We start from the raw sequence: 11,590 nt of genomic DNA, 5'->3' as shown, positions 1-11,590 counted from the left end.
CCGCTCCCCCATCTCCCCTGTACTGTCCCCCTCCCTTGCAGCTGACTCCTTATTGCTGACCGGCTCTTAGATGCCGTGGCCGGATCCCCAGTGCCAAGAGGACAATGCCATACAGCGCTCCGCCCAGGCAGAGCAGCAGGGTCAACTCCAGGCTGGCCTTGCCCATACTCCAGGCACCCCATTGGGTGAGATCCGGCGACAGATAGGCCAGAAGCCCCCCCATCAAGACCGTTGCCGCCAGCAGCTTGAGGCAGAACAACCCGGTGTTGCGGGAAGGGCGATAGACATCCTGCTGATAGAGTCCCTTGAACAGCAGTACGGCGTTCAGCGTGCCGGAGCAGGCGGTCGCCAGCGCCAGCCCGACGTAGCCGAGCGGATAGATGAAAATGAGGTTGCACACCATGTTGGCTACCATGGCCATGATGCCGATACGCACCGGCGTCCTGGTGTCCTGGCGGGCGTAATAACCGGGGGCCAGCACCTTGATGAGCATCAAGGAGAGCAGCCCCGTGGTGGAGGCCAGCAGGCTCGCACTGGACATGCTCACCTCGTGCAGACCGAACTCACCGCGCATGAAAAGTACCCGCAGTATGGGCTCGCGCAGCACGGCGATGCCGACCATGGCTGGCAAGCCGAGCAGCATCACCATGCGTACCCCCCAATCCATGGTGCGAGAGAAATCAGCCGGATCCGCATCCACGTGTTTTCTGGCCAGGGCAGGCAGGATCACCGTGCTGATGGCCACCGCAAAGAGACCGAGGGGAAACTCCAGCAACCTGTCCGAGTAATAGAGATAGCTGATGGCACCGGTAGCCAGGAACGACGCCAGCATGGTGTTGATCAGCAGGTTGATCTGGCTGACCGAGACGCCGAACAGGGCCGGGATCATCAGGGTACGGATCTTAACCACCCCGGGATGGTGCCAACCCCACTTGGGCCAGACCAGCATGTTGAGCTGGCGCAGAAAAGGATACTGGAACAAAAACTGGACCAGACCGCCGAGGAAGACACCGATCGCCAGGGAGATTTCGGGGCGCTCCATCAAGGGCGCGATCCACCAGGCCGCCGCAATCATGGTGATGTTGAGGAATACCGGCGTGAAGGAGGACACGGCAAAACGGCCAAAGGTATTGAGAATGGCCCCCGCCATGGCGGTGAAGGTGATGAACCAGAGGTAGGGGAAGGTGATCTTGAGCATCAGACTGGCCAGCTCGAACTTCTCCGCCGCCGGTCCGCCATGCAGCCAATCCCAGAACCAGCCCCAGCCAAAGAGAGCCGTCAGGACACCGGAACCCAGCACCCCGAGCAGGGTGACCACGGTGACGATGCCACCCAGGGTGCCCGCCACCGCCGCCAGCAGCTCCCGAACCGCCTGCTCGTCACCATTTTTCTTGTACTCCGTCATCACGGGCACGAAGGCCTGGTTGAATGCCCCTTCGGCAAAGAGCCGGCGCAAGAAGTTGGGAATGCGATTGGCGAAGAAGAAGACGTCTGCGGCCACCCCGGCACCGAGCAAATTGGCGATGACCACATCGCGCACCAAGCCCATCACACGGGATGCCAGCGTCATTCCGGACACTATCATGCCGGATTTGATCAATTTCTTACTCAAGACGAGGCCTCTGGAACTGTCGGAAAGAAAAGAATGCTGTTAGAATCGGCCGACAGTTTAACCGTCTCCCATCTGACACACCACCGGGGGGCGGTGTTTATTTGCACAAATCATTTGACAATATGTGGTTGGGAAGGCATATTTCCGGGCCTTTTCAATACACTCGCTAAGACAGTTTTAGGAGTTTTACCTTGGCTAACATCAAATCTGCTAAGAAGCGTGCTCTTCAGTCAGAGAAACGTCGTCAGCACAACGCCAGCCGTCGTTCCATGACCCGTACCTACCTGAAGAAAGTGATCGCTGCCATCGCCTCTGGTGACAAGGCTGCTGCCACTGCCGCTTTCGCTGTTGCTCAGCCGATCATGGATCGTATGGCGACCAAAGGCCTGATCCACAAGAACAAAGCTGCTCGTCACAAGAGCCGCCTGTCTGCCCAGATCAAAGCCATGGCTTAATCAGCATCCGCTGATGAAAGCTGAAAAAACCGGCCTAGTGCCGGTTTTTTATTTGGGGTCGCTACAGTACAGTCTGTGCAACAATCCGATCATCTCGCGCACCTCATGGCTGCGCAGGGAGTAATAGACCGTCTGGGCTTCCTTCCTCGTCGCCACCAGCTCATCCCGGCGCAACACCGCCAGATGCTGCGACATGGCTGACTGGCTCAATCCCAAGACCTCGTTCAGCTCGCCGACCGACAGCTCCCTATCCAGTAACTGGCACAAGATAAACAGCCGTCGCTCATTGGCCAATGCCTTGAGCAGGGTGACGGCACGCCCGGCATTCGCTTCCATCTCTTCCAATCGCATCTCACCCTCCTCTTCCAAGACTGGCATCATAGCGCCGTCACCCTCGATTTAAAACGAGAGGCTTGCCGGCTGAATGGCCGTGAAATCCTCCTGCCCCGCAAAGAGGAAGGAGAAATCACTCTCGCATACCCGCTTGACCGCAGGATGCTGGATCATCCGCTCGGCAAAGATGACGTAATACTCCTCCATCAGATCCTGGGTTTCACCCAGCAGCATCACCTCCTCCCCCTCCAGGATCTCCTCCCGATAAATGGTCGGTGCCATGAAGATGCCCTGGTTGAAGAAGCCGAACGCCTTCATCAGCGCCGCATCGTCGAATTCTCCCAGAATGCTGGGGGAAATTCCCTGCTGCTCGAACCACTGGGTCAGTTGACGACCCATGGCGGTGCGACGGCCCGGGATGAGCAGCTTGCGCTCTTCCAGGCAGGCAGGGAAAGGCTGGGAGGGCAGAGGCGCCTTGCAGAAGAAACTGACGCCGCATCCCCCCAGACGCTTGGACAGCAACCCGGCATGCTGGCTGGAGTCCACCGGGCAATCAGAGAGGATCATGTCGAGCTTGTGCTCGCTCAACTGCTCCAGGAGAAGTTCATGGGTCGACTCGAAGCAGCGCAGGTGAATGGAACCATCATTGGGGATCACGGAGAGCAGCACTCGGCTGGCAAGACGCTTGGAGAGTGCATCGGCGATGCCGACGTCGAACAGGATCTGGCTCTCCTTGCGGTAGTTGACGATATCCAGCATCTCGTAGGAGAGGCTGAACATCTTGTCTGCATAGCGAAATACCAGTTGGCCAAGCTCGGTGGCCTCAAGGGAGCGCCCCTTTCTGATCAGCAACTTGCCGCCAAGACGCTGCTCAAGCAGCTTGATCTGACCGGTCACGGTCTGTGGGGTCAAAAAGAGGGCTTCCGCCGCCTGCGTGACGGAGCCCTTCTTCTGAGTCATCCAAAAATAGTAGAGATGGTTGTAGTTAAGGTGTGACATCCGATGGGGTTCCCGCGCCAGGCGGGCTCCGGTAGCAGCTGAGTTCAACCGCCAGAATGTCATACATGTCGCTGATCGAGTCAACCTTGTTCGCGTCGAACTGTGCCTGCAGATGGGCCTTGAGACGACCGGCATCCGGCATTCGCTCGGTGCAATAGCGCTTGTTGGACAGCTTGACTCGCTCGCCGGCACGACTGCTCAGTGCCCGTTCGGCGAAGGTCTCTCCGAACCGGGCTTTTACCTGAGAGTCTCCCAGCATGAGTGCGCTGTCGACCACCCCGTTGAGATAGGCAGAACAACTTGCCGAGGTGGCATCCCGCTGACAATCGGCCAGACTATCTGCCCAGAGTGCAGGGCTCGCCAGCATGACTAACCATCCTAGTTTTCTCATAACCCCTCCGTACTTTGATTCGCCTCCCGATTGGGCAGCGATATCCGCAGAGCGATGTAACCGATCACGGCCGCGAGTGTGGAACCTGCCAAGATCCCGAGGCGCGAGTAGCTGCCGTAGTCCAGTCCGCCATGCTCGAATGCCAGCGATGCGATAAACATCGACATGGTGAAGCCGATGCCACACAGGATGCTGACGGCAAAGATCTGTCTGAAGTTCACTCCTTGCGGCAATTGGGCAATGCCTGATTTCACTGCCAGCCAGCTGATGGTGAAAATCCCGAGCGGCTTGCCGACGAAGAGCCCCAGGATGATCCCCATGGGGAGCGGATTGAGCAGAGCCGAGAAGTAGACCCCCTCCAGCGATACCCCGGCGTTGGCGAAAGCGAACAGCGGCAGGATCAGGAAGGCGCTCCAGGGGTGCAGCACATGCTCCAGATGCTTGAGTGGCGATGCGTAACGCTTGCCGTTGAGGGGGATCATGAAGCCCACGATGACCCCCGCCAGGGTCGCATGGACACCGGACTTGAGCACGGCAACCCAGAGCACCAGGCCGACCAGCATATAGAGTCCAATCCTGTCCTCACCACGGCGATTCATCCAGAGCAAGGCCAGGGTGGCCACCACACCTATCGCCAGCGCAGTCAGCGACAGTTGCTGGGTGTAGAAGAGGGCAATGATGATGATGACCCCCAGATCGTCCATGATAGCCAGCGCCAGCAAGAAGACCTTGAGGCTGGTCGGTACCCGCTTGCCCAGCAGCGCCATGACCCCGAGAGCGAAGGCGATGTCGGTTGCGGCCGGAATCGCCCAGCCAGCACGGGTCGCCTCGTCCCCGTAGTTGAAGAAGCTATAGATGAGTGCCGGTGCCAACATGCCCCCCACGGCAGCAATGGCCGGGAAGGTTGCCTGCACCCGGGAGGAAAGCGCTCCCTCCAGCATCTCTCGCTTCACCTCGAGACCCACCAGCAGGAAGAAGATCGCCATGAAGCCATCATTGATCCAGAGCAGCAGCGGCTTGTTGATGTCGAGGGCCGCGATGCGAACCTGCACCTCGGTATTGAGGAAGCTCTGATAGTGTTGCGCCAGCGCCGAATTGGCCAGGCCGATGGCAAGCAGGGCGGCCAGGATCAGAATGATCCCGGAAGCGGACTCCAGTTTGAGAAAACGCTTGAATACATCGCTCATATCTAACTACCCATAAAATTGCATCTTTTCAGTCTAGGGCTCGAGTAGCTCAATGAAAAATCGTTTCTTACGGCTGATAACAACGAAAAAACCGAAAGCAAAACAGATAATGCCTGCTATAAGCAGGTTATTTCCCCTTTTCAGGAGCCATCTCTCCACCCGGAATGTTGCATATTAATTCACAGAAAATGCAAAAAGGCACCCGAAGGTGCCTCTAACAGCTGAGTGTCGATTCATCGTCACCTGGGAGACGATACTCGCCCCAGGCTCATTACCTACTCAAATAGCGACAGGCGCCTTGATCCCAGGATGGGGATCATAGCCCTGGATCTCGAAATCCTCGAATCTGTAATCGAAGATGGAGTCAGGTTTGCGCTTGATCACCAGTTGCGGCAGGGGGCGCGGCTCGCGGGTGAGTTGCAGTGCCGTCTGCTCCATGTGGTTGGAATAGAGGTGCACATCGCCACCGGTCCAGACAAAGTCACCCACTTCCAGATCGCACTGCTGCGCCATCATGTGGGTCAGCAGCGCATAGCTGGCAATGTTGAACGGCAGGCCAAGGAAAACATCACAACTACGCTGGTAGAGCTGGCAGGAGAGCTTGCCATCCGCCACATAGAACTGGAAGAAGGCGTGGCAGGGTGCCAACGCCATTTTGTCCAGCTCGCCCACGTTCCAGGCGGAGACGATGATGCGGCGGGAATCCGGGTTGTGCTTGATATCGTCCGCCGCCTTCTGGATCTGGTCGATGACAGACCCATCGGCCGCCGGCCAGGAGCGCCACTGGGCACCATAGACAGGCCCCAGATCACCGTGCTCGTCGGCCCACTCGTCCCAGATGCTGACACCGTGCTCTTTCAGATAGGCGGTGTTGGTATCGCCGTTGAGGAACCAGAGCAGCTCGTGAATGATGGAGCGCAGGTGGCACTTCTTGGTGGTCACCAGCGGGAATCCCTCGGCCAGGTTGAAGCGCATCTGATGACCGAACAGGGAGACGGTCCCGGTCCCGGTGCGATCGGATTTGACGGTCCCTTCATCCAGAATTTTCTGCATCAGGTCGAGATAGGCACGCATTACTTCGCCTCCTTGGGTGCATTGCCGAACAGACGGGGCTGCTTGTAGGCGGCCCAGACCATGAGCGCACCCGCCACTATCATCGGGGTAGAGAGGATCTGGCCCATGCTGATCTCGTTGAAGTAGAGACCCAGCTGGCTGTCAGGCTGACGAACAAACTCCACCAGGAAGCGGAACAGACCGTAGAAGAGCAGGAACATCCCGGAAATGGCGCCACGTGGTGGGTGCTTGCGCCAGAACAGGTTCAGGATGATGAAGAGCACCACCCCTTCCAGCGCGAACTGATAGAGCTGGGACGGGTGACGCGGCTCGGGGCCAGCCTCGGGGAAGATGATTGCCCAGGGGACATCGGTCACCCGACCCCACAGCTCGCCGTTCATGAAGTTGCCGATGCGGCCAACACCGAGGCCGAACGGAATCAGCGGCGCCACGAAATCCGCCACGGTGAAGAAGTGGCGCTGGGTTTTGTGGGCAAACCAGATCATGGCGGTGATCACCCCGATGAGGCCACCGTGGAACGACATGCCACCGGTCCATATCTTGAACAGATAGGTCGGGTCGGCGAGGAAGAGATCGAAGTTATAGAACAGCACGTAACCGATGCGCCCTCCCAGGATCACCCCGAGAAAGCCGTAGAACAGCAGGTCGGATACCTCGTTGCGGGTCCAGCCGCTATTGGGTGCATCGGCGCGGCGACCTGCCAGCCACATGGCGAAGGCAAAACCGAACAGGTACATGAGACCATACCAGCGTACCGATAATGGTCCCAAACTGAATGCTACGGGATCAATCTGCGAGAAAACCCAATATCCGTCGTGCTGCATAGGCGGCCCCAATCATAAGAAAAGCCGCATTCTCCGATCATTCTTACGCAGTAACAAGGTGGAATATCAATCGGGCAGCCTGACCTTGTGCCCAGCCCGCAGCAATCCGCCCAGACCGTGCTCTTCCAGATATCGGGCAAACAGGCCCCGCAGCACGTGAGGATTGTCATGCTTGAGACCATCCGCCATCAGCGCCTTCAACTCGCCAAGGTCGGATTGCCGCAGCACGTATTTGATGCGGGAGATGTTGTGGGTATTCATGCTGAAACGGCGATAGCCCATGGCCAGCAGCAGCAGCACCCCGACCGGATCGCCAGCCAGCTCGCCACAGACAGAAACCGGCTTGTGATAGCGCCGGGAGGCATCGACCAGCAGCTGCAAAGCGCGGATCACCGCGGGATGGAAGGCATCGTAGATGCTGGCGACACGGGCATTGTTGCGATCCACCGCCAGCAGGTACTGGGTCAGGTCGTTGCTGCCCACCGACCAGAAGTCGATGAGCGGCGCCATCTCCGGCAGGATGTACAGCGCGGAGGGGACTTCGATCATCACCCCGAGACTGGGGTAGCGGATCACCGCATCGCGGCTGGCCGCTTCTTCCGACACCTCGCGCCACGCCTGATCCAGCAGACGACGGGAGGCCTTGATTTCACTGACGCTGCTGATCATCGGCAGCATGATGGCCAGATTGTCCAGCCCTTCGCTGGCCCGCAACATGGCCTTGAGCTGAACCAGGAAGAGCTCGGGGTGATCCAGGGTGAGCCGGATCCCCCGCCAACCAAGGAAGGGATTTTCCTCCACGATGGGGAAATAGGGCAGTTGTTTGTCCCCCCCCACGTCCAGAGTCCGCATGCAAACCGGGCGATCCCGATAGGTTTCCAGGATCCCGCGATAGCGGGCAGTCTGCTCCCACTCCGAAGGGAAGCTGTCCTGCAGCATGAAGGGGATCTCGGTGCGATAGAGCCCGACCCCGTCCGCCAGATGATTGAGGGAGATCTCGGTATCCGCACTCAGCCCTGCGTTGAGCAGCAGAGAGACCTTGGTGCCGTCGGCGGTCTCGGAGGGCTGGTTGTCGACGCTACGCACCAGGGTGTCGAGTGCCCGCTCCTCACTCAGCAGTTGCCGGTACTCGGTCAGGATCACCTGGTTGGGTTCGATGAAGAGATCGCCGCTGTAGCCATCGATGACCAGAGTGCGCCCGCCGATGTCACCGAGGGGCAGATCCACCCCCATGATGGCCGCCACCCCCATGGCACGGGCCAGGATGGCGGCATGGGAGTTGGTCCCGCCCTTGAGCGACACCACACCGCTCAGAAATTCCCTCGGGATCTCCGCAAGGATGGTGGCCGTCACTTCATCGGCGACCAGCACCACGGGTTCGCCGATGGTGAGCTGCTCGGGTTCGTCCTGCACCAGCCGGCTGATGAGCCGCTGGGCGATGTCTTTCACATCGGTGGAGCGTTCCCGCAGATAGGGATCCTTCATCCCCTTGAACTGCTCTATCAGCCGATCGCTGATGAGTTTGACCGCCGAGATCGCCGTCCAGTGTTCCTTGCTGACCTTGTTGCGGATGGGCTTGATGTAGCCGGGATCGTTCAACAGGTGCAGATAGATGTCGAAGATGGCGACCGAGTCCTGGCTGTAGCTCTCGCGAAAGCGCAGTGCCAGGCTCTCCAGATCATGGCGCACTTCCTCCACCGCCAGCTCGAGACGGGCAAGCTGCTTGGCATGATCCTCGTCCTTGCGCGGCGTGATGGTATTTAGCGCCTTGCGCGGACGCCACACCCAGGCCTTGGCGATGGCGATGCCACTCGCCCCGGCAATACCGCGCAGCGGCTTGCTCCAGTCGGTCTTCTGCAGCCACCCCTTGGCCTGGGCCTGGGCGATGCGGGCAGCCAGCTGAGCCGCCAGGGTGACCATGAAGGACTCCTCCCCCTCATCGAAGAGGCGGCTCTCCTTCTGCTGCACGACCAGAATCCCCACCACCTGACGCTGATGCATGATGGGAGCGCCGAGGAAGGAGCGAAACGCCTCTTCCGCCACATCGGGCAGAAACTTGAAACTGGGGTGAGAGGGGGCATCGGCCAGGTTGATCAGCTCTTCACGCTGACCCACCAGGCCGACAATACCCTGCTCGAACGGCAGGGTGGCCTTGCCCACGGCCGATTCGGCCAGACCATCGGTCGCAGCCAGTCGATAGCGGCGCATGTCGGGCTCGGCCACATAGACGGAGCAGCAGTCCACCGTCATGGCGAGCCGGGTCTGGCTCACCAATGCTTGCAAGGCCTGTTCGAGGGTGTTGGCCTCGGCCATGCTTTCCACGATGCGTCTGAGTTCCGTCAGCAACTAGTTGTGCTCCTTAACGCGAGCGGTTGCGCCGCCCATCTTTTCGGTTAGCCTGCACCACGGGGACTGGCATGGCCAGCGGGGCAAACTCTTTCATCACCCGGCGGTAAACCTCCCGCTTGAAGGAGACGACCTGACGAACCGGGTACCAGAAGCTGACCCAACGCCAATCATCAAATTCCGGGTGACCATGACAGCCAAACTGGATCCTGGACTCTTTGCCAGGATCGAGCTGCAACAAAAACCATTTCTGCTTCTGGCCAATACAGACCGGTGAACTGTCCCAGCGGACGAGTCGTTTGGGTAAGCGATACTTCAGCCAGTTGCGACTGGTCGCCAGTATGGTCACATCGTCCTGCTTGAGGCCTATCTCCTCATACAGCTCACGATACATGGCCTGTTCCGGCGATTCACCATCATCAACCCCCCCCTGCGGAAACTGCCAGGAGTGCTGCCCATAGCGCTTAGCCCACAATACTTGTCCGTCACGGTTACAGATCACGATGCCGACATTGGGACGAAATCCGTCACCATCTATCACGTGATCACCTTATAAAGGCTGAATCTATAACGAGATTGTTCCACATTCACCCCGTGGCGGCAAACAGGGACTGTCATCTTCCATTCATGAATAACTTGGCATTTCAAGCAAAGTTATAAACAAATTGAAGGTTCATGCTAGGCAAGTTGCCCACCCAGACTGTGCATAAACCTGTGATCAAGCAGGTATATACAGTAGTTTTATACTGTGGCATTGCACGGAAGCATATCATACCCGATTCACTTAAAAACAAAATATTCATTTAAATACATAAGGTTATAGTTTAATTGCTGGATCAAGATCCATGTCTTTTGCCTAAGAGGATCCAGCCTGTCAATTGTGAACAAGTTCGGCTGCTCAAAGATCCACCAAGACGGATTTATCCACAGTTATGGCGCATTATCTGCACCGAAATGGCGCTGAAAATCGGCGTACTCTCACATTTATTTCTGGTGCCACGCTTCCTTTCACCACTTTACGCCAGTTATCCAAGATTTCTGTGGATAACTGTGTGCAACAGCTCGCACAAACCCTTGGACAACTCGTTTATGCGGGGATCCGGCGTGCCGATATACTGGATAAAGAAAGTAAATCCCTTTAAAATCATTTGGATATGTTGAATTTTGCCATCCATGTCTCCCTGTGCATAGTCGGGCGAGGATCGGTTACAAAATCAGCGATACCATGCAAGAATCCGTATTGCGATGTCTATTATCTCCAGAGGAGCCCTCATGCCCGCCAATCCCCAGTCAGAACAAGAGCTGCTCAGTCGAGCCTACGCCATGGCTGGCTTCACTCTGGCCCAGCTTGCCGCAACGGCGGACATCCCCGTACCGCAGGATCTCAGACGTGACAAGGGCTGGACAGGGCAGTTGATCGAGTGGCAGCTGGGGGCCAGTGCAGGTAGCCGTCCCGAGCAGGATTTTCCGGATCTCGGTATCGAGCTCAAGACGATCCCCATCGATCCTCAAGGGCGCCCGCTGGAAACCACCTTTGTCTGCGTGGCCCCCCTCATCGGGGTCAGCGGCCAGCGCTGGGAGGAGTCGAACGTGCGCAACAAGCTGTCGCGGGTGCTCTGGATCCCGGTGGAAGGCAGCCGCGACATCCCTGTCGGCGACCGTCGCGTCGGCATGCCGCTGCTGTGGAGCCCGAATGAAGAGGAAGAAGGACTGCTACGCCAGGACTGGGAAGAGCTGATGGACATGATAGTGCTGGGGGAAGTGGAGCAGATCAGCGCCCGCCACGGCCAGGTATTGCAGCTGCGCCCCAAGGCGGCCAACAGCAAAGCGCTGACCCGCGCCATCGGCCGCAATGGCCAACCCATCATGACGCTACCACGGGGCTTCTACCTCAAGATCGAGTTCACCCATCAGCTCCTGCAGCGCCATTTTGCCCTCCCCCTTTGATCCTGCTTATCAACATCCTTGTCATAAAGTGATATAAAAATAACCAGCGCTACTTTCTTCGCAGCCAGTGACAAGGAGTCCATATGCCGATCAACAAGCAATTCCTCAAATCCCGTCCCGAGGTCAAGGTGACCTTTGCCGTCGAAAAGGAGGCCGCCGGTGATGCCGAGCAGGTCTTGCTGCTGGGTGAATTCAGCCAGTGGCAGCCCATTGAACTGAAGAGGATGAAAAACGGGGAGTTCAAGGCGACACTCAACCTGCCGACCGATGGCCCCAGCCATTTCGAGTATTGCTATCAGCTAGTGCAACCCGATGGTGAAACCCTTTATGACAACGACTGGGAGGCGGACGACTATGTGCCTGGCCCCTTCGGGCGTGACAACTCGGTGGTGCGGGTCAGCCAGCCCGGTTGAGCCAATACC

At 58.1% G+C, this 11,590-nt stretch carries 12 protein-coding genes; 3 read left to right on the top strand and 9 right to left on the bottom strand.

Annotation, left to right across the window (positions count from 1 at the left end; all coding sequences use genetic code 11):
• Window positions 1–49 precede the first annotated feature (49 nt).
• The gene (gene murJ / locus BGO64_RS06480) at window positions 50–1,612 is read right to left on the bottom strand and encodes a murein biosynthesis integral membrane protein MurJ (protein WP_052814606.1); all 1,563 of its coding nucleotides are present in this window, start codon (window positions 1,610–1,612) and stop codon (window positions 50–52) included.
• Between the two features lie 191 nt (window positions 1,613–1,803).
• Between murJ and rpsT the strand changes: the two genes are divergently transcribed.
• On the top strand, window positions 1,804–2,067 hold the full coding sequence (gene rpsT, locus BGO64_RS06475; protein WP_005308808.1) for a 30S ribosomal protein S20: 264 nt from the start codon (window positions 1,804–1,806) through the stop codon (window positions 2,065–2,067).
• A 48-nt stretch (window positions 2,068–2,115) separates the two neighbouring features.
• Here the strand turns inward: rpsT and BGO64_RS06470 are convergent, their stop codons facing one another.
• From BGO64_RS06470 to rppH, 8 genes are all read right to left on the bottom strand, one after another.
• Window positions 2,116–2,418, bottom strand: a complete 303-nt coding sequence (locus tag BGO64_RS06470; RefSeq protein WP_042878863.1) for an ArsR/SmtB family transcription factor — start codon at window positions 2,416–2,418, stop codon at window positions 2,116–2,118.
• A gap of 48 nt (window positions 2,419–2,466) precedes the next feature.
• Window positions 2,467–3,399, bottom strand: a complete 933-nt coding sequence (gene nhaR / locus BGO64_RS06465) for a transcriptional activator NhaR (RefSeq protein WP_010673095.1) — start codon at window positions 3,397–3,399, stop codon at window positions 2,467–2,469.
• Window positions 3,386–3,766: a hypothetical protein gene (locus BGO64_RS06460; RefSeq protein WP_175429470.1), complete on the bottom strand. Its 381-nt coding sequence runs from the start codon at window positions 3,764–3,766 to the stop codon at window positions 3,386–3,388. The genes nhaR and BGO64_RS06460 overlap by 14 nt, the downstream gene beginning before the upstream one ends.
• Window positions 3,767–3,786: 20 nt before the next feature.
• Window positions 3,787–4,977 carry a Na+/H+ antiporter NhaA gene (nhaA, locus tag BGO64_RS06455; RefSeq protein ID WP_286700359.1) on the bottom strand — a complete coding sequence of 397 codons (1,191 nt, stop codon included), beginning with the start codon at window positions 4,975–4,977 and terminating at the stop codon, window positions 3,787–3,789.
• A 279-nt stretch (window positions 4,978–5,256) separates the two neighbouring features.
• Window positions 5,257–6,051: a thymidylate synthase gene (gene thyA, locus BGO64_RS06450; protein WP_286700358.1), complete on the bottom strand. Its 795-nt coding sequence runs from the start codon at window positions 6,049–6,051 to the stop codon at window positions 5,257–5,259.
• The gene (lgt, locus tag BGO64_RS06445; RefSeq protein WP_039039982.1) at window positions 6,051–6,875 is read right to left on the bottom strand and encodes a prolipoprotein diacylglyceryl transferase; all 825 of its coding nucleotides are present in this window, start codon (window positions 6,873–6,875) and stop codon (window positions 6,051–6,053) included. Before lgt ends, thyA begins: the two co-directional genes overlap by 1 nt.
• 66 nt (window positions 6,876–6,941) lie before the next feature.
• Window positions 6,942–9,221: a phosphoenolpyruvate--protein phosphotransferase gene (gene ptsP, locus BGO64_RS06440; protein WP_041214477.1), complete on the bottom strand. Its 2,280-nt coding sequence runs from the start codon at window positions 9,219–9,221 to the stop codon at window positions 6,942–6,944.
• A gap of 13 nt (window positions 9,222–9,234) precedes the next feature.
• Window positions 9,235–9,762, bottom strand: coding sequence for an RNA pyrophosphohydrolase (gene rppH / locus BGO64_RS06435; protein WP_010673089.1), 528 nt, complete (start codon window positions 9,760–9,762; stop codon window positions 9,235–9,237).
• 731 nt (window positions 9,763–10,493) lie between these two features.
• Between rppH and mutH the strand changes: the two genes are divergently transcribed.
• Both mutH and BGO64_RS06425 read left to right on the top strand, forming a co-directional pair.
• Window positions 10,494–11,168 (top strand): DNA mismatch repair endonuclease MutH, encoded by a 675-nt coding sequence (mutH, locus tag BGO64_RS06430; RefSeq protein WP_202044597.1) that lies wholly within the window; start codon window positions 10,494–10,496, stop codon window positions 11,166–11,168.
• Between the two features lie 83 nt (window positions 11,169–11,251).
• Entirely contained in the window at window positions 11,252–11,581 is a 330-nt protein-coding gene (locus BGO64_RS06425; protein WP_010673087.1) for an isoamylase early set domain-containing protein, read from the top strand.
• The last annotated feature ends 9 nt before the right edge of the window (window positions 11,582–11,590 follow it).

It is taken from the genome of Aeromonas sp. 62-46, from assembly GCF_001898585.1.
Taxonomy (GTDB): domain Bacteria; phylum Pseudomonadota; class Gammaproteobacteria; order Enterobacterales; family Aeromonadaceae; genus Aeromonas; species Aeromonas caviae.
The sequence above is the reverse complement of the archived record's forward strand: the minus strand, read 5'-3'. Positions and strand labels throughout refer to the sequence as shown.